Source organism: Streptomyces sp. NPDC002520, from assembly GCF_053595235.1.
Map to the genome: position 1 here is coordinate 328,351 of NZ_JBSFXG010000003.1, position 18,640 is coordinate 346,990.

Sequence of the window (18,640 nt, forward strand, 5' to 3'; positions counted from 1 at the left end):
CGCGCGTGAGCGGTGCCTCCCTCGGGGGGAGGCACCGCTCACGCGCACCGAGCCCCGCCCAGCCCCCACGGTCCGCCGCGATCCCCGGTACGCTGTACCCGCTCCGCCCCAGGTGGGCGACGCGGGGAGGCGTGCCCGAGCGGCCGAAGGGAACGGTCTTGAAAACCGTCGTGGCAGCGATGTCACCGTGGGTTCAAATCCCACCGCCTCCGCACAGTTCATAGATGTGCTGGTCAGAAGGGGTGCCCCTCGATGAGGGGCACCCCTTCTGCATGGGACGTGTCTCACCACCGACGGCACGGAGAACCTGGTCGTCTTCGCCCACCCGCCCTGAACGGACTCCAGGGCCGCCGCCGTACCTACGAGCGAGTGCCGGTCCCTCAATCCCGGTAATTCCGCCATGTGTTGATGAACTGACTAATACCGGCTGCCTGAGCGATAACTGTGCTGCTTTCAGCCCCTTTTATTAGTTTGATCTCGATCGCGGCAATGAAATGCCCTTGTCTTTGTGCATCTCATTCATCGCGTTTTCGGCATGGAAGGCATGGTGGGTTTCGGTGCATGGGGCTGTTAAGGCCAGCGGCGTGTCGCCATTGGTCCTCGGGGCAGTGAGCCTCGGTCTGACCTGGGGTTTGTGCTCCGTTCCGGCACAGGCTCAGCCCGTCGCCGCGCGGGCGCACGCCCAGGCGGTCGTTTCGCAGGCGGAGCGGATTGCCCGGGTGAACTACGGCACTCTGCGGGCGGCCGTATCGGGAACGGTGACCGCGAGGATCGGCGTCAACATCCGTGAGGAGCCGACGACGAATTCGGCGACGTTGGGATCGTTCCCGTTCGGGGCGCAGATCGACCTGCTGTGCCAGGAGTCGGGCCAGGAGGTGGACGGGAACCCCTCGTGGTATCGACTGGCGGATCGCGACGGCTGGGTCGCCGCTCGGTATGTCAGCGCGTCGGGCGTGCCCCTGTGCGCGCTCGGGGAGGGGCCAACGGGTCCGTCGGGCCCGACCGGTGACACGGGCCCGACGGGTCCGACCGGTTCGGGTGCCACTGGCGCGACGGGTCCGACGGGTGCGGCCGGTCTGAACGGTGTGGACGGTGCGACGGGTCCGACGGGTCCGACCGGTTCGGGTGCCACCGGTGCGACGGGTCCGACGGGCGCCACCGGCCTGAACGGCGTGAACGGCGCGACGGGTCCGACGGGCCCCCTGGGTGCTACCGGCCCGCAGGGGCTCAACGGGTTGAACGGTCTGAACGGTCTGAACGGTCTGAACGGTGCGACGGGTGCGACGGGTCCGCAGGGGATCCAGGGTGTAACCGGTGCGACGGGTGCTCAGGGGCTGCAGGGCATCCCGGGTGAACCCGGTGCCGTGGGGTCGACCGGTGCCACGGGTGCGGCTGGTCTGAATGGTGTGGACGGTGCGACGGGTCCGACTGGTCCGACGGGGCTACAGGGCATCCCGGGCGAACCCGGTGTCGCGGGTCCGACTGGTGCCACGGGTGCTGCCGGTCTGAACGGTGTGGATGGTGCGACGGGTCCGACTGGTGCGGCTGGTCTGAATGGTGTCGATGGCGCGACGGGTCCGACTGGTCCGCAGGGCCTGCAGGGTATCCAGGGTGAACCCGGTGTCGCGGGTCCGACCGGTGCCACGGGTGCGGCTGGCCTGAACGGTGTGGATGGCGTGACGGGTCCGACGGGTCCGCAGGGGCTGCAGGGTATTCAGGGCGAACCCGGTGTCCCGGGTGAACCCGGTGTCGCGGGACCGACTGGTGCCACGGGTGCTGCCGGTCTGAACGGTGTCGATGGCGCGACGGGTCCGACCGGTGCGGCTGGCCTGAATGGTGTCGATGGTGCGACGGGTCCGACTGGTCCGCAGGGCCTGCAGGGCATCCCGGGTGAACCCGGTGTCGCAGGTCCGACCGGTGCCACGGGTGCGGCTGGCCTGAACGGTGTGGATGGCGTGACGGGTCCGACGGGTCCGCAGGGGCTGCAGGGTATTCAGGGCGAACCCGGTGTCCCGGGTGAACCCGGTGTCGCGGGACCGACCGGTGCCACGGGTGCTGCCGGTCTGAACGGTGTCGATGGCGCGACGGGTCCGACTGGCCCGACGGGCCCGACAGGAGCTACTGGCTCGGTCCAGCTCACGGCTGTGAACTCGGGACCGTCGTCGCTGCCACCGAACTCTGCTACTCAGGTGGCCGCCACCTGCCCAGTCGGTCAGACGGCCGTCTCCGGCGGTTGGACGTCGGATACGCCTCAGGTTTTCGCGAGTAATTCCGTGCGGGCGGGCACCGACACGTGGAGTGTGGAGTTCTTCAACTCCAGCCCGACCATCACCGCGGCGGTCTCGACCACCGTGTACTGCTCACCGTGACGGCGTGGCCAAGCGGACCGCAGAAGCCTCTGCCATGGAGCGTGCGGTAGCCGGGTAGGCCAGACCGTCCCCCTCAGCCAACGAAACGGCGTCGCCCCCACTGATCCCAGTGGGGGCGACGCGTCTGCGGCCTCCAAGGCCTTGCGTCTCCGCCAGGAACCGCGCCTCGCTCGACGCGCACCGGGAACTCGGCTTCGAGTGCGTGACGACCGGCACCTCGCTTCACGGTGTCCAGTTCACCGGCGGCGGGGGCCGGCTGCTGCGCGCAGGCCGGCTGACCTCGGTCTCGTAGAACCCTGGGCGCGCGTCCGCGGCGTGCGAAAGCATGAGGCATGCGACCGGATGACTGGCACCTCACCGAAGACGTCGACGAATTCCTCGCCCTGGCCGGGGACTTCCTGCGCTCGCGGCCCGCCGCGCACGTCATGCAGCTGACGTGGGCGGAGAGAGTGCGAACGCGTGGGGCGGAGGCGTTCGGCAGCGGATCCCCCGTCTTCGGCGTGCTGGAGCCGGCGGGTGAGGTCCAGGCCACCTTCTACCGGCTGCCCTCCCGTGGGCTGGGTCTGTCCCCGCTCACGTACGAACAGGCCGACTCCCTCGCCGCCCGCCTGGCCGCCCTCGGGCACTCTCTGCCCTCCGTCGGCGCGGACAGCGGCACGGCCGCCACGTTCGCCGAGGCCTGGCAGCGGCGCACCGGGGCGATGCCGCACCCCCGTGACACGCGGGTCCGTCTGTACCGCCTCGGCGAGCTCACCCCACCGGAGCCGCTGCCGGCGGGCCGGGGCCGTGTCCTGGGTGAGCAGGATCTCGGGGAAGCCATGTTCTGGTGCGGCGAGTTCGCCAAGGCCGTCGGGGAAGACGTCTCCATCGACGCCGACACGTGGGCCGACACGCGCTTCGCCGACAAGCGCTACACGCTCTGGGAGACCCCGGACGGCACTCCCGTCTCCGTCGCGGGAATGAACCCGCTGATCGGCGGCCAGATCCAGGTGGACGTCGTCTACACCCCGGCCGGCCTGCGCGGTCGCGGCTACGCGGGCGCCGTGGCGGCGGAGGTGAGCCGGGCCGCGCTGGCTGCGGGGGCGAGTGACGTCGTCCTGTTCGCGGACGTGTCCAACCCCACCAGCAACGCCCTCTATCAGCGCCTCGGCTATCGCGCGCTCGACGAATGGGCGGGGTACGACTTCTCGTACACCGCACCGGAGGCCGATTGAGGACGGACTCCGGTGGGTTCCGTCAAAGCACCGCCATGCCCAACGGCCGTGTGCCCGCCGGGATTCGGCTCACCTTGTCCGTGCGCAGGTCGACGACGCTCAGGCCGTTCCAGGAGCCGTCGCGGGTGAAGCCGCCGGAGACGTAGGCGGTGCGGCCGTCGGCGGAGAGGGCCACGTCCTCGTGCGGGCCGTCCAGCGGGATGACGCGCTCGCGGCCGTCGGGGGCACGGACGGTCAGGGACGGGCCCTCGTCCCGTGACGGGTCGATCGGGCCCGTGCCGACCACGTACAGCGTGCCGTCGGCGCCCACCGCGGCTCCGTGCTGGTGGGTGTTGGCGGTCATGCGCTCGACGCGTACCCGGCCGGTGCCGGGATCGACCACGGCCAGCCGCTCGCCCTCGAACGGCAGCAGGAGCGCCCCGTCGGACGGGCGTACGGCGGTGTAGTGCGGCTTGAGCCAGGAGCCGAGGCCGCCCTCGGTGCCGTAGGGGGCCACTTCGATGCGACGCGTGGTCCAGTCGCCGGTGTCGACGACGGTGACGTCGAAGGAGTCGTGGTCGGTGGCGTAGACCCGGCGGCCGTCCGTGGAGACGTCGACGTCGAAGGGACGGCGTCCGACCGGGACGCTGCGCACCACCTTGCGGCTGTGCGTGTCGATGACCTCCAACGTGCCGTTGCCGCCCGGTACGTTCACGCCGACGTACACGTGTCTGCCGTCGGGGGAGAGCGCGATGCCCATGCCGCCGCCTCGGTACTCGCCGGTGGTCACCGGGCCGACGTCCGTGGAGTAGGGGATCAGCGCGGTGCGCCGGCCTTCCTTCGTGTCGACCGCGGCGACGCCCTCGGCCGTCGCCACCCAGGCCGTTCCGTCGTCGAGCGCGATCCCGTAGGGGGCCGTGCCCACCTTCACCGAGCCGAGCTCGGCCTTCCCGCCCCGCCGTGACGGGTCGACGAAGGTCACGGTGTCGGCGCCGAAGTCGGTGACCACCAGGGTCTCCCCGGCGCCGGCCCCGGCGGTCCGCTCGGGCAGGTTCGGGCGCGCCACGGACGGGGAAGCGTCGGACGGGGAAGCGTCGGACGGGGAAGCGGCGGACGCGGCCGGGGCGTCGGAGCCCGACGCGCATCCGGCCAGCAGCACGGCCGCGGCGAGTGCGCCGAGGGCGCACGTCCTGAGGCGTCGCCCGCTCACTCCTCGGCCTTTCGCAGTACGGCCGCGATCCCCTGGAATCCGCGGCGCTCGGCGTGCTCCCGCGCCGTGACACCGTCGGTGTCCGGCACCAGCGGGTCGGCGCCCGCCGCGAGCAGCACCTCGACCACCTCCTGGTGGGTGCGGCCGCCGTCGCCGAGGATCACGGCCTCCAGCAGCGCGGTCCAGCCCAGCCGGTTGACGTGGTCGACGTCGATGTCGGTCTCGGCGAGTACGGCCCGTACGTAGGCCACGTGGCCGCGCTCGCTCGCGGGGATCACGGACACGCCGCCGAACCGGTTGGTGAGCGTGACGTCCGGGCCGCCGGGCAGCAGCGCGCGCATCATCGCCACGCTGCCGGTGACGCCGGTGACCAGCCACGGGCTGTCCTCGCGGTCGTCCTGGGCGTTCACGTCCGCGCCGGCGTCGACCAGTACACGGGCCGCCTCGACCCGGTCGGCGAGGGCGGCGCGCAGCAGCGGAGTACGGCCGTTCGCGTCGCGTGTCTCGGTTTCCGCGCCGTCGGCCAGGGCCGTGCGCACGGCGTCCACGTCACCGCGGTCGGCGGCGTCCAGCAGGGCGAGACCGGCCGCGGAAGGTGCTTTCTTGGGCATGAGGTAGGTCCTCCAGACGGTGATGACAGGCGTCAGGACCGTACGGCGGTGCGGCAGCCCGCGCCGAATCGGCCGGCGGCGTGCGACCGGGGGGAGTCGCAACGCCGCCGGTGCCGGAGCGGCCTGCCCGGTGGGGTGGGCGCTCACTCGAAGGCTTCCGGGTCAGTGGTCGTCGCCGAGGGCCGCGACACCGGCCTGGGCGAACTTCTCGTCCAGGGCGCCGGAGGGGGCGCCCGCGACGCCGACACCGGCGATCGGGGCGTTGTTGTAGTCCACCGGGGCGCCGCCGGCCAGGAACAGAGTGCCGGGGATGTCCTTCAGGGTGGGCGCGGACTCCAGGCGCTTGGCCAGCTCGGAGGTGGGCGCGTTCCAGGAGACGGAGGTGTACGCCTTCTTGATCGCGGACTCGTAGGACTGCGGGCCGGCGCCGTCGCCGCGCAGGGTGACGATGGTGTTGCCGTTGCGGTCGACCACCGCCACGCTCACCCGCTGGCCCTCCTCCTGGGCGGCCTGCAGTGCGGCCTGCGCGACCTCGGTCGCGGCCTTGATCGTCAGGTGGTTGCTGGTGGTGGTGACCTTCGCCGGCACCGAGGCGGCGGCGGGGGTGGCGGCCGGGGTGGCCGCGGAGGCGGACACCGTGCCGAAGACGCCGGCACCGACGACCGCGACGGCCGCGGCGGAGGTGACGATCCGGGCGCGGGTGGAGAACTTCTTGGCCTTGTGCTGCATGGTGGACAGCTCCCTCTCGTGTCGTGTCGGCGTGTTCCTCTCGCGCCGTGGTTCAAGCTTCCCGTCGAAAACCCCGCCCTCCCGTCGGCGTTCCGGGTGCTCCCGGCTAGCGGGACGGGTGACCGCGATGTCATCCGATCGGATGACCCGGGACGCGGGCGGGCTGTGCGAGGGAGAAGCCCTGGGGAGCTGTGAGCAGCCGTGACCAGGCCCGATGGCCCCTGGTCGGGCGTGGTTGGCCCCCGGGGCAGGCCCGATGGCCCGTGGTCGGGCGTGGTGGCCCGTGGTCAGGCCCGGTGGCCCCCGGTCGGCCCGGTGGCCCGTGGTCAGGCCCGGTGGCCCGTGGTCAGGCATGGTGGCCCCCGGTCGGCCCGGTGGCCTGTGACCAGACCCGGTGGCTTGCGGTCATGCCAGGTGGCCCGTCATCCGGGCCGCTGACGCGATCGTCGCGCGGGCCTCGTGTTCGGTCAGGCCGGTGGAGAGGGCCGCCTCGACGAGAGAGGCGGTGAGGGCGGGGCCGATGCCGTTCTCGTAGGCGCGGCAAGCCGCCCAGAACAGGCGGGTGTTGCGCTGGCCCGCGTGCGCGGTCAGCACGAACTGGACCAGGCCCCGGCCGTGGTCGCCGGCGGGCGGCGACGCCTGGTGGGTGGTGCGGGGCGGGGGCAGGAGCAGCCGGAGCAGGGCCGGTGGGCAGGCGGCGGGGGCGCGGTGCGCGGTGCCCGGGGCGGTGGCGTAGACGCCGTGGTCGGTGCGGGAGCCGGGGCCGACGAGATAGCCGCCCGCGCCCCGGATGTCGATGCCGGGGGCGAGCCGGCCGGCGGAGTTGGGGACGATGACGTCCGGCGGGCCGCTCAGCCACAGGTGGCGGCCGCCGCTCGGGGTGAGGACGACGACCGTCTCGGGGATCGTGAACAGGTGCCGCAGGGCCAGCTCGCGCAGGGCGGCCGAGGAGTCCGTGCCGGTCTTGGTGTCGAGGTCGACGCCGATGAGGTGGTGCGGGGGCAGGCCACAGGCGGTGCCGTAGCCGGTGGCCCAGGGCGCGGCGGCGAACAGCTCGCGGATGCGGACGGGGTCGGTGGAGGCGTCGTACACACCGTGACCGAAGCGGCCGCACTCGCCGTGGCAGGGGGGTCCGACCGGACCGGAGGCGTCGCGGTGGGGGGAGCGCAGGGCCGGGAGTTTCGTCCGGGACAGGGGGATGACGGCCAGTCCGCGTTCGGCGGCTGACAGGGCGTGTGCGAGGGCCAGCGTCGTGGCCTGCCGGTCGGGGGTGGCCATGCCTCCATGTTCGTACGTACGTTCGAAAAAGGGAAGAGGGGCCGGGCGCGACGCGCCGGACGCGCCGGGGTGGCCGGAAACGGGCCGGAGCGGTTCCTCGCTTGTGCTGCTTGGGGAGTGAAGGTCCGGCCTGCCCCTTCTTGCGGCGTGAAATGACCAAAGGTGGCGATAGGGGTTTATCGACTTGTCATCACGCTTGCGTGCTAATCACGGCTTCCGGTGTGGTTCGCCGGGGATTCGGTGGGCAACTCTGGACTCGCGACGTCGTCCACGAAGTCCAGGCGGTCGGCCAACTGCCTTGACATCAGCCGTAGTTCACGTACTTCCGGCCGCTTGGGCCTGAGTGCTTGGTTCTGGAGGAACAACATGGCAAGCATCCGTACCGCCCGCGTTCTCGCCGCCGTCTCCGCTCTCCCGCTCGCAGCCGCCCTGTTCACCGGCGTCGCGGCGGCGGGCAACGGCGCCGTCGCGGACGACGGATCGAACGCGGGCGTGGCCGGTGTCATCGGCAGCGGGGTCGGCCACGACAACAACGGCAACTCGTCCACCACCCAGCAGAACGCGGTCGGCTCCGGCGCCTCGAACCAGTCCAACACCGCGCAGGTGAACCGCTCCGCGTGGACCGCCATCCAGCAGGGCAACGGCAACGTGGCCATCCACTTCACCCGCCTGTGGTGGTGACCCGCGGCTGAGGTCCCTCGTGGGGAGGGCCCTCAGGGGTGTGCTCCGGGGTCGCAAGACGTCCGCGCGGCGGTGCTTCGGCGCCGCCGCGCAGGCGTGTGCGGGGCCGTGCGGACCGACGGATTCCTTGACAGTGAACCGTATCTGACGGACAGTCAGAAACTGCTCTGTCGGGTGCGTGAGACGGACGGTGAGGGGGCCGTGGTGGGCGGCGAGTCGGACGAGCTGGGAACGCGGCTCAAGGCGTACGAGGGGCGGCCCGCCGCCGTGACCGGCGTCGGGAAGGACCCGGTGAACGCGCCGATGATCCGGCACTGGTGCGAGGCGATGGGCGACACCAACCCGGCCTACGCGGGACCCGACGCCGTCGCCCCGCCCACCATGCTCCAGGCGTGGACGATGGGCGGCCTGTCCGGCCACACGAGCCGCACCGGCGCCTACGACGAACTCCTCCGCCTGCTCGACGCGTCGGGCTGTACGTCCGTGGTGGCGACGGACTGCGAGCAGGAGTACCTGCGCCCCCTGCGCCCGGGCGACGAGGTCACCTTCGACACGGTCATCGAGTCGGTCTCCGGCCGCAAGACCACCAGGCTGGGCACGGGCTACTTCGTCACGACCCGCACCGACGTCCGGGTGGCCGGCGAGCCGGTGGGCACGCACCGCTTCCGCATCCTCAAGTACGCGCCCGTGCCCCGGCCGGCCCCGCCCCCGGCGCCCCGGAAAGCACGGGCGCCCCGGAAATCCCCGGACGTGCGCCCCCGCCCGGTGGTCAACCGGGACAACGCCGGCTTCTGGGAGGGCGTCGCCGGTCACCGGCTCCTCGTCCAGCGCTGCATGGGCTGCGGCACCCTGCGCCATCCCTGGCTGCCGGGCTGCAACGCCTGCGGCTGCCCGGACTGGGACACGGTCGAGGCGAGCGGCGCGGGCACGGTCCACTCGTACGTGGTGATGCACCACCCGCCCTTCCCCGCCTTCGATCCGCCGTACGCCGTCGGCCTGATCGAACTCGCCGAGGGCGTGCGGATGGTGAGCAACGTGGTCGGGGTGCCGTACGACAAGGTGCGCATCGGGATGCCGGTGCGGGTGGAGTTCAGGCGGTACGGCGGCGACGGGGAGGGCGAGGAGTTCGTCCTGCCCGTCTTCCGGGCCACCGAGAACTTCCCAGGCACTGAGAGCTTCCCGGCCACCGAGAGCTTCCCGCCCACCGAGAGTTTCCCAGGCGCCGAGAACTTCCCGGGCGCCGAGAGCTCCACCGGCACCGAGGGCGAGGTCTGACATGGATGCGTTCACCGCGGGCACCGAGCTGCCGCCCCTGGAGATCCCGGTCACGCGCACGCTCGTCGTGGCCGGCGCCATCGCCTCCCGGGACTACCAGGACGTGCACCACGACCCGGAGCTGGCCCGGCGGCGCGGCTCCCCGGACGTGTTCATGAACATCCTGACCACGAACGGCCTGGTCGGCAGGTACATCACGGACCACTTCGGCCCGACGGCGGTGCTCCGCGCGGTCGCCATCAGGCTGGGAGCGCCCAACTATCCGGGAGACGCGATGGTGTTGACGGGCCGGATCGAGGCCGTCGACGGCGACACGGCGACGGTGAGCGTGGTCGGCGCCAACGGGCTCGGCCGGCATGTGACCGGCACGGTGACGGTCAGCGTCCCGGCTCCGGCGGCCGGCCGGGGGGCCGCGTCATGAGCGTGCGGCGGCGGGACTCGCTCGGCGGCCGGGCCGCGCTCGTCGGCATCGGAGCCACCGAGTTCTCCAAGGACTCCGGGCGCAGCGAGCTGAAGCTGGCGGTGGAGGCGGTGCGGGCCGCGCTGGACGACGCGGGAATCACCCCCGCCGACGTGGACGGCCTGGTGACGTTCACCATGGACACCAGCCCGGAGATCACGGTCGCCCAGGCCTGCGGGATGGGCGACCTGTCCTTCTTCTCCCGCGTCCACTACGGCGGCGGGGCGGCCTGCGCCACCGTCCAGCAGGCGGCGCTCGCCGTGGCGACGGGCGTCGCCGAGGTGGTGGTCTGCTACCGGGCCTTCAACGAGCGCTCGGGCCGCAGGTTCGGCGCGGGCGTGACGCACCGGGAGCCGTCGGCGGAGGGGGTGGCGCTCGGCTGGGCCCTGCCGTTCGGGCTGCTCACGCCCGCCTCCTGGGTGGCGATGGCGGCCCAGCGCTATCTGCACACGTACGGTCTGACCCCGGAGGCGTTCGGGCACGTGGCCGTCGTGGACCGCGCGTACGCGGCGACCAACCCGGCGGCCTACTTCCACGGCCGCCCGATCACCCTCGCCGACCACGCCTCCTCCCGCTGGATCGCCGAGCCGCTGCGCCTCCTGGACTGCTGCCAGGAGACCGACGGCGGCCAGGCCCTTGTGGTGACCTCCCTGGAGCGGGCCCGCGACCTGCCGCACCCGCCGGCCGTGATCGCGGCGGCCGCGCAGGGGGCGGGCCGCGCGCAGGAGCAGATGACCAGCTTCTACCGGGACGACCTGACCGGCCTGCCGGAGATGGGCGTGGTGGCCCGCCAGCTGTGGCGGACCTCGGGGCTCGGCCCTTCCGACATCGACGTGGGGATCCTCTACGACCACTTCACCCCGTTCGTGCTGATGCAGCTGGAGGAGTTCGGCTTCTGCGGGAAAGGCGAGGCGGCCGATTTCGTCGCCGGTGAGCGGCTGCCGCTGAACACGCACGGGGGCCAGCTCGGGGAGGCGTATCTGCACGGGATGAACGGGGTGGCGGAGGCGGTGCGCCAGCTGCGCGGCACGGCCGTGAACCAGATCCCCGGGGCGCGGCGGACCCTGGTGACGGCCGGCACCGGGGTGCCCACATCGGGCCTGGTCCTGGCGGCGGACGGCTGACGCCTCAGGGGTGACCCCTCAGGGCGAACCCTCAGGGGAGGTGGAGCCGTACTCCACCCACAGGAGGTGAGGGCAGCACCACCCCTACAACCTGAGGGGGACTCCGCTTCGGGACCTGCGACCGATCCGCCGGGGCATGGCCTGCTTCTAGCGTGGAGCCATGACCACAGCCGTCTGCACCAGCGCCTCGGCCGCTGCCGCACCAGCGGGAGGGACTCTCCCCCTCCCCCGGCTCCGCCCGGGTGCGGGGACCCCGCTCTACCCGTCCTTCTCCTCGTACGTCCGGGCCCGCCAGCCCGTCCTGCTGCGCACCGCGCGCTCGCTGACCGCGAACCCGAGCGACGCCGAGGACCTGCTGCAGACCGCGCTCGCCAAGACGTACGTCGCCTGGGAGCGCATCGAGGACCACCGGGCGCTGGACGGCTATGTGCGCCGGGCGCTGCTCAACACCCGGACCTCGCAGTGGCGCAAGCGCAGAGTCGACGAGTTCGTGTGCGACGAGCTGCCCGAGCCGGAGCCCGTGCCCGGCGCGGAGGACCCGGCCGAGCGGCAGGCGCTGCACGACGCCATGTGGCGGGCGATAGCCAAGCTCCCCGCACGCCAGCGGGCGATGGTCGTCCTGCGCTACTACGAGGACCTCAGCGAGGCCCGGACCGCCGAGGTGCTCGGCGTCTCGGTGGGCACGGTGAAGTCGGCGGTGTCGCGTGCGCTCGGCAAGCTGCGCGAGGACCCGGAGCTGGACCTGGTCCGGTAGGCGCCCCGTTCGGCCCCACGGACGGCGTTTGTCGCTCCCCACTAGTGACATACCGCGTGGTATGTGCGCAGAATCGGCGCAGCCCTTACCGCCGCGTAGGCGACGCTGCCCCGGGAGGACCGCCGTGCTGAGCACCATGCAGGACGTACCGCTGCTGATCTCGAGGATCCTGACCCACGGGTCGACGGTCCACGGAACGTCACAGGTGACCACCTGGACCGGTGAGGCCGAGCCGCACCGGCGGACCTTCGCCGAGATCGGCGCCCGCGCGGCCCAGCTGGCGCACGCCCTGCGGGACGAACTCGGGGTCCGGGACGACGACCGGGTCGCGACGCTGATGTGGAACAACGCCGAGCACGTCGAGGCGTACTACGCGATCCCCTCCATGGGCGCGGTGCTGCACACCCTCAACCTGCGGCTGCCCGCCGAGCAGCTGGTGTGGATCGTCAACCACGCCGCCGACCGCGTGATCATCGTCAACGGCTCGCTGATCCCGCTGCTCGCGCCGCTCCTGCCCCAACTGCCCACGGTGGAGCACCTCGTCGTCTGCGGCCCCGGCGACCGCTCCCCGCTCGCGGGCGCCGGCGCACGGGTGCACGAGTACGAGGACCTGATCGCCGGCCGGCCCACCGGCTACGACTGGCCCGAGCTGGACGAACGCCGGGCCGCCGCGATGTGCTACACCTCCGGCACCACCGGCGACCCCAAGGGCGTCGTGTACAGCCACCGTTCGATCTACCTGCACTCGATGCAGGTCAACATGACCCAGTCGATGGGCCTGACCGACCAGGACACCTCGCTGGTCGTGGTTCCCCAGTTCCACGTCAACGCCTGGGGCCTGCCGCACGCGACCTTCATGACCGGCGTCAACATGCTGATGCCCGACCGCTTCCTGCAGCCCGCCCCGCTCGCCGAGATGATCGAGGGCGAGAGGCCGACGCACGCGGCCGCCGTCCCCACCATCTGGCAGGGCCTGCTCACCGAGCTCACCGCCCGGCCCCGCGACGTCTCCACCCTCACCCAGGTCACCATCGGCGGCTCCGCCTGCCCGCCCTCCCTGATGGAGGCCTTCGACGCGCTCGGCATGCGCGTCTGCCACGCCTGGGGCATGACCGAGACCTCCCCGCTCGGCACGGTGTCCCGCCCGCCGGCCCACGCGGTCGGCACCGAGCAGGAGTTCGCCTACCGCCTCACCCAGGGCCGCTTCCCGACAAGCGTCGAGGCCCGCCTCACCGGCCCCGGCGGCGAACGCCTGCCCTGGGACGGCGAGTCGGCCGGCGAGCTGGAGGTGCGCGGCCCCTGGATCGCGGGCGCCTACTACAACGGCCCCGACGGCGAACCCCTGCGCCCCGCCGACAAGTTCGGCGAGGACGGCTGGCTGAAGACCGGCGACGTCGGCACCATCTCCCCGGACGGCTTCCTCACCCTCACCGACCGCGCCAAGGACGTCATCAAGTCCGGCGGCGAGTGGATCTCCTCGGTCGAGCTGGAGAACGCGCTGATGTCCCACCCGGACGTCGCCGAGGCCGCCGTGGTCGCCGTCCCCGACGACAAGTGGGGCGAGCGCCCGCTGGCCACCGTCGTCCTCAAGGACGGCGCCAGCACCGACTTCGAGACCCTGCGCGCCTTCCTCGCCGAGGAGGGCCGCATCGCCCGCTGGCAGCTGCCCGAACGCTGGACCGTCATCGAGTCCGTGCCGAAGACCAGTGTGGGCAAGTTCGACAAGAAGGTGCTGCGAAGGCAGTACGCGCAGGGCGAGCTGGAAGTGACGACGCTCTGACAGCACCTGCGGGGCTTGTACGACGGGGCCTGTGCGGGCGTCACGCCCCCACAAGCCCCGTCGCTCTGTTCTTGCCGGTCGGCGCCGGCTAGTTCGTCCCGATCCGCGCCAGCAGGTCCACGATCCGCGACTGCACCTCGGCGCTGGTGGACCGCTCCGCGAGGAACAGCACCGTCTCGCCCGAGGCCAGCCGCGGCAGTTCGGCCTGGTCGACGGCGGCGGTGTAGACGACCAGCGGGGTCCGGTTCAGCTGCCCGTTCGCGCGCAGCCAGTCGATGATCCCGGTGACCCCGGCCTGCCGCGGGCGCATCTGCATCAGATCCATCACCACGAGGTTCGGCCGGAACTGCCCCGCGAGCGTCACCGCGTCGTCGTCGCTCGCGGCCCGCGCCACCTGCATCCCGCGCCGCTCCAGCGTCGCGGTCAGCGCGAGCGCGATCTCCGCGTGCTCCTCGATCAGCAGCACGCGCGGCGGATGCTGCTCGCTGTCGCGCGGCGCCAGCGCCTTCAGCAGGACGGCGGGATCGGCGCCGTACGCCGCCTCGCGCGTCGCCTGCCCGAGCCCGGCCGTGACCAGCACCGGCACCTCGGCCGCGACGGCGGCCTGGCGCAGCGACTGCAGCGCCGTACGCGTGATGGGTCCGGTCAGCGGGTCCACGAACAGCGCGGCCGGGAACGCCGCGATCTGCGCGTCGACCTCCTCACGGGAGTGCACGATGACCGGCCGGTACCCGCGGTCGCTCAGCGCCTGCTGGGTCGTCACGTCCGGCGCGGGCCACACCAGCAGCCGGCGCGGGTTGTCCAGCGGCTCCGGGGGCAGCTCGTCGTCCATCGGCTGCGGACGCGGGGTGTCCGCGATCTCGACGGCCCCGCCGGGACCGTCCAGCGGTTCGGGTCCCTCGGCGGCGTTCGCGTCCGGCGCCCCTATGGCGTACGACCGTCCGGCGCCCTCGGTGCCCGGGGCGAGCCGGGACTGCCCGGCCAGGGACGGCTGCGCGGGCTGCGGTTCGGCGCTCGGGTGCGGACGGGCCGCCGACTCCGGCTGCCCCTCCGGGCGCGCGGCCGGGTCGGGCGGGGTGCCCAGCTTGCGCCGGCGGCCGGAACCTCCCGGCGCGTTCGGCGGCGGGGTCGCGGTCGACTGCTGCACCTGCGCGGCCTGCCGGGCGAACGGCACGCCCTGCCCCAGCGTCCGCACGCTGATCGCCCGCCCCTGCGTCGAGTTCGAGTCCCCGGCGTTCCTCGAGGCCTCGGCGGGCAGCGGCTGCGCGGCCCGCGGCGGCTGCACACCGGTCTGCTTCACGGGGAGCGGCGTACCGGGGGCGGGGGTGGCGGCACCGGGCGCCTGCGCCGCCTGCGGGGCGGGCGTACCGGCTCCGGAGGTGTCACCGGAGGCGTCATCGACACCGGGCCACTGATGGGGGACACCGGCAAAGGGCGCTCCGGAGGTGGGGGTCCCGGCCGCGGGGGTTCCGGCGGCGGTCGGGGTGCCGGCCCTCTGGTCCACCGGCACGGCGCCGGTACCGGCCTCCACCGGGAGCGGCTGCGCGCCGACGGACGCCGTCGCGGTCGCCGTACCGGCCGGCGGAGTGGGGTGACCGGACGGAGCGGTCACCGGCTGAGGCTGCTGAGCCTGGGCCGGCAGCGCGGGCACGGGCTGGCCGGGAGCGGCAGCCTGCGCCGGGATCGGCAGGCCGTGCGTGGCCTGGGCCGGGATCGGCTGACCGGGCGGCACCTGGGCCGGGATCGGCTGACCGGGCGGCACCTGGGCCGGGATCGGCTGCCCCGGGGCGGCTGCCTGAGCGGGAATCGGCTGGCCGTGAGCGGCCCCGGCCGCGAGAGGGTGGCCGGGGGCGGCTGCCTGCGCGGGGGAGAGCTGCGCCGGGACGGGCCGGCCGGGCGGCATCGGCATGGGTACGCCCTGACCGACGGTGCCCTGCGCGGACGCGGCGGCATCGGTCACGGGCGCCTGCTGATCGGGGGCGGCCTGAGCCGTGGCACCGGTCCGCGCCTCACCGGAGATACCGGGCTCGGCACCCGGCTGCGCGGCGACCCGCGCCGGAACCGGCTGTCCGGGAGCCTGGGCAGGCATCTGGGCGGGGAAGCCCTGTCCGGCCGTACCCTGCGCCGGAACGCCGTGGCTGGGGGTCGGCCCGCCTTGGACCGAAGGGGCCTGAAGCGGAGTCGCCTGCGCGGCCTGCACCGGCTGTGCCACGGCCCGCCGGCGGCGGCCGGTCGGCGCGCTGGTGGGATGCGGCTGGGGCGGGGTGTGGTCCTCGGCCTGGTCGTGCGGGACGGCGTCGTGCCGGCCGTCGCCGCCGGGAACCCCGCCACCGGGAACCCCGCCGACGGGCACCGGCGCCTGAGCCGTCCCGGGCACCTGCCCGGGCAGCGCCCCCGGCACCGCACTCGTACCCGCGCCGGTCGCCTGCGGGGCGGCACCCGCACCGGGCATAGGAACCGCACCCGTCGCCGTCCCCGCGGACCCGGGCGAACGGTCGGCCTCGGCCGGCGGCAGGGCGAAGACCTTACGGCCGCCCGCCTCCTGCGCCTGCGACTGCGCCTCAGCCCGCTCCGCCGCGGCGGCCAGCGCACGGCGGCGCCGCCCCGTCGGGTGGGCGTCCTCGGCCGGAGCGCCCTGCGCCGTAACGGCGTTCGCGTCCGGCCCCGTTCCCGCGCCACCCGCGCCACCCGCGACCGCCGGGAGCGCGGGCGGCAGGGCCGCCTGCGGCTCGCCGGACTCGCGCCGGGCACGCCGTCCCGTGGGCGCGGGGACGCCCTGCGGCGGCACGGTGCCGCCGAGTCCCGTACCGGAGGCGGCGGCACCCGCGGCATGCTCGGCCGCCGTCACCACGGCACCCTCGCTCACACCGTCCCCGGCCATGCCGTTCCCGGTGAGGTCGTTCCCGGTGAGGTCGTTCCCCGTGACGCCGTCCCCGACCGTGTCCTCGCCGGCGCCGCCCTCGGCGGAACGCCCGCGCCGCCGGCCGGTGCCGCCGGACGCGGACTCCGCGCTCTCGATCGCGGCCGGCACCGCCTCCTCGGCCGGCGCCCCGGCACGCCTGCGGCGCCGGCCGGTCGGCGAGGACGCGTCGGTGTCACCGTTCCCGGACCCGGCCGCCGCGGGAGCGTCGCCCGGAACGTCGGTCTCCAGGAAGGCGTCGGTGGAGGCCCGCCGGGCCCGCCGGCGCCCGCCGGAGCCCTGCTCGGCGGGCAGGGCCGGTACGGCGCTCCCGTCACTGGTCCCCTCGGCGTCCGGAACCCGGGCGGCGACCGCCCCGGCCCCGCCCCCGAGCGGCACTTCGAGCACGTACGCGCTGCCGCTCATGCCCGGCACCTCGTGCGTCTGCAGCACACCGCCGTGGGCGCGCACGATCCCGCGCACGATCGGCTCGTGCACCGGGTCGCCCCCGGGGTACGGCCCGCGCACCTCGATGCGCGCGACCTCGCCGCGCTGGGCGGCCGCGACCACGACCGTGTTGTCCAGGTAACCGCCCGCCGAGACGGGCGTGTTGCCGGTGGCGTCCACGCCCGCCACGTCCGCGACGAGATGCGCGAGCGCGGTGGCGAGCCGCTGCGGGTCGACCTCGGCCTCGATGGGCGGCGCGTGCACGGCGAACTGCACGCGGCCCGGCCCGATCAGCTCGACGGCCCCGTCGACACCGGCGGTGACGACGGCGTCGAGCATCACCTTCGTACGGGTGATGTCCTCCGCGCCGGTGTCCAGCCGCTGGAAGCCGAGGACGTTGTCGATGAGGGTGGTGATGCGCGAGTAGCCGGCCGAGAGGTGGTGCAGCACCTGGTTGGCCTCGGGCCACAGCTGCCCGGCGTCGTCCGCGGCGAGGGCGGCCAGCTCGCGGCGCAGCTCGTCGAGCGGTCCGCGCAGGGAGTCGCCGAGCAGCGTGAGCAGTTGGTCGTGGCGCCCGGCGAGCGCCTCGTACCGGTCCTTCTCCCGCTCGGCGAGCGCGGCGTACCGCTCCTCGGCCGCCGCCACCTCCTCCTGGTGCTGCTCGCGCAGTTCCTCGAGTTCGGTGACGTGCTGCTGGCGCAGCGCGGTCAGATCGGAGGCGTGCTCCTCGGAGAGCCGCTCCAGCTCGTCCGTGTGGGCCTTCTCCAGCGTGGACTTCTCATCGGCGAGGCTGTCGTACGGCCGCCGGTCGGTGAAGGTCATGACGGCGCCGACGAGCTGGTCGCCGTCGCGCACCGGCGCGGTCGTCAGGTCGACCGGGACCTGCTTGTCGCCCTTGGACCACAGCACCTGCCCGCGCACCCGGTGCTTGCGCCCGGAGCGCAGGGTGTCGGCGAGCGGCGACTCGGGGTACGGGAACGGGGTTCCGTCGGGACGGGAGTGCAGCACCAGCGCGTGCAGTTCCTTGCCGCCCAGCTCGCCGGCCCGGTACCCCAGGATCTGCGCGGCGGCCGGGTTGACGAGCACGATCCGTCCGTCGGTGTCGGTGCCGACGACACCCTCCGAGGCGGCTCGCAGGATCATCTCGGTCTGCCGCTGCGAGCGGGCCAGCTCGGCCTCGGTGTCGACGGTCCCCGAAAGGTCCCGTACGACGATCATCAGCAACTCGTCGCCGGTGTAGCCGTATCCGTCGTACGCCTGCTGCCCGTTCTCCAGGTTGGCGCTCGTGACCTCGACGGGGAACTCGGTCCCGTCGGTCCGCCGGGCGACCATGCGGGCCGGCTTGGTCCGCCCCTGGGGGTCCATGTGATCGGGCCGCCGCATGGAGCCGGGGATCAGCCGGGAGTCGAACTGCGGCAGCAGATCGAGCAGCCCGCGCCCGACGAGCGCCGTGCCCGGCGCCTCGAACGTCTCCAGGGCGATGGTGTTGGCGTTGACGACGGTTCCGTTGGCGTTGACCAGGACCAACGCGTCCGGCAGCGCGTCGAGTATGGCTGCGAGGCGAGCAGCGCCTCGGGATGGCCTGCTGCTCACGAGACGCTTCCTCCCTGTTACCGCACCTTGCCGACCGCTCGGGCCATCTTGCCAACCGGCCCGCAGCGTGTCACGCGAGGGAGTCTAAGGGCACGGGTCGGGCTCGCGGCGCCGGATGAGAGGGAGGTCGCACGACGAAGTGACGGCGAACAGTTGACCGCATCTCCATACCCCGCAAGAAGCCCTCACGCGTCCCACGGCTGCTCCGCAAGGGCTCCGCAGGGGCTCCGCGCCTGC

At 73.5% G+C, this 18,640-nt stretch carries 13 protein-coding genes and 1 tRNA gene; 9 read left to right on the plus strand and 5 right to left on the minus strand.

The genetic code is table 11. The annotated features are described in order from the left end of the window. The first annotated feature begins 125 nt into the window (after nucleotides 1-125). From ACWD5D_RS07490 to ACWD5D_RS07500, 3 genes are all read left to right on the plus strand, one after another. Nucleotides 126-212: transfer RNA gene (locus ACWD5D_RS07490), tRNA-Ser, on the plus strand. 282 nt (nucleotides 213-494) lie between these two features. Continuing rightward, on the plus strand, nucleotides 495-2,369 hold the full coding sequence (locus tag ACWD5D_RS07495) for an SH3 domain-containing protein (protein WP_451371848.1): 1,875 nt from the start codon (nucleotides 495-497) through the stop codon (nucleotides 2,367-2,369). Between the two features lie 332 nt (nucleotides 2,370-2,701). Further along, a complete protein-coding gene (locus ACWD5D_RS07500) occupies nucleotides 2,702-3,583 on the plus strand; it encodes a GNAT family N-acetyltransferase (protein WP_451371849.1) in 882 nt (293 codons plus the stop codon). Between the two features lie 22 nt (nucleotides 3,584-3,605). On the opposite strand, the gene ACWD5D_RS07505 is transcribed toward ACWD5D_RS07500, so the two are convergent. From ACWD5D_RS07505 to ACWD5D_RS07520, 4 genes are all read right to left on the minus strand, one after another. Then, nucleotides 3,606-4,772 (minus strand): hypothetical protein, encoded by a 1,167-nt coding sequence (locus tag ACWD5D_RS07505; protein ID WP_451371850.1) that lies wholly within the window; start codon nucleotides 4,770-4,772, stop codon nucleotides 3,606-3,608. Continuing rightward, on the minus strand, nucleotides 4,769-5,383 hold the full coding sequence (locus ACWD5D_RS07510; protein ID WP_451371851.1) for an ankyrin repeat domain-containing protein: 615 nt from the start codon (nucleotides 5,381-5,383) through the stop codon (nucleotides 4,769-4,771). The genes ACWD5D_RS07505 and ACWD5D_RS07510 overlap by 4 nt, the downstream gene beginning before the upstream one ends. A gap of 162 nt (nucleotides 5,384-5,545) precedes the next feature. After that, nucleotides 5,546-6,112 (minus strand): GlcG/HbpS family heme-binding protein, encoded by a 567-nt coding sequence (locus ACWD5D_RS07515; RefSeq protein WP_451371852.1) that lies wholly within the window; start codon nucleotides 6,110-6,112, stop codon nucleotides 5,546-5,548. Nucleotides 6,113-6,517: 405 nt separating this feature from the next. Then, a complete protein-coding gene (locus tag ACWD5D_RS07520; protein WP_451371853.1) occupies nucleotides 6,518-7,390 on the minus strand; it encodes a bifunctional DNA primase/polymerase in 873 nt (290 codons plus the stop codon). 366 nt (nucleotides 7,391-7,756) lie between these two features. Here ACWD5D_RS07520 and ACWD5D_RS07525 point away from each other — a divergent pair, with 366 nt between their 5' ends. From ACWD5D_RS07525 to ACWD5D_RS07550, 6 genes are all read left to right on the plus strand, one after another. Next, nucleotides 7,757-8,071 carry a hypothetical protein gene (locus ACWD5D_RS07525; protein ID WP_451371854.1) on the plus strand — a complete coding sequence of 105 codons (315 nt, stop codon included), beginning with the start codon at nucleotides 7,757-7,759 and terminating at the stop codon, nucleotides 8,069-8,071. Between the two features lie 174 nt (nucleotides 8,072-8,245). Continuing rightward, nucleotides 8,246-9,346 (plus strand): bifunctional MaoC family dehydratase N-terminal/OB-fold nucleic acid binding domain-containing protein, encoded by a 1,101-nt coding sequence (locus tag ACWD5D_RS07530; RefSeq protein WP_451371855.1) that lies wholly within the window; start codon nucleotides 8,246-8,248, stop codon nucleotides 9,344-9,346. A gap of 1 nt (nucleotide 9,347) precedes the next feature. Then, entirely contained in the window at nucleotides 9,348-9,767 is a 420-nt protein-coding gene (locus ACWD5D_RS07535; RefSeq protein ID WP_451371856.1) for a MaoC family dehydratase, read from the plus strand. Continuing rightward, nucleotides 9,764-10,930, plus strand: coding sequence for a lipid-transfer protein (locus tag ACWD5D_RS07540; protein ID WP_451371857.1), 1,167 nt, complete (start codon nucleotides 9,764-9,766; stop codon nucleotides 10,928-10,930). The genes ACWD5D_RS07535 and ACWD5D_RS07540 overlap by 4 nt, the downstream gene beginning before the upstream one ends. Nucleotides 10,931-11,090: 160 nt before the next feature. Beyond that, nucleotides 11,091-11,684 (plus strand): SigE family RNA polymerase sigma factor, encoded by a 594-nt coding sequence (locus ACWD5D_RS07545; protein WP_451371858.1) that lies wholly within the window; start codon nucleotides 11,091-11,093, stop codon nucleotides 11,682-11,684. A gap of 124 nt (nucleotides 11,685-11,808) precedes the next feature. Next, on the plus strand, nucleotides 11,809-13,464 hold the full coding sequence (locus tag ACWD5D_RS07550; RefSeq protein ID WP_451371859.1) for a long-chain fatty acid--CoA ligase: 1,656 nt from the start codon (nucleotides 11,809-11,811) through the stop codon (nucleotides 13,462-13,464). An 88-nt stretch (nucleotides 13,465-13,552) separates the two neighbouring features. Here the strand turns inward: ACWD5D_RS07550 and ACWD5D_RS07555 are convergent, their stop codons facing one another. Then, nucleotides 13,553-18,403: a PAS domain-containing protein gene (locus ACWD5D_RS07555; RefSeq protein ID WP_451371860.1), complete on the minus strand. Its 4,851-nt coding sequence runs from the start codon at nucleotides 18,401-18,403 to the stop codon at nucleotides 13,553-13,555. Between the last annotated feature and the right edge of the window lie 237 nt (nucleotides 18,404-18,640).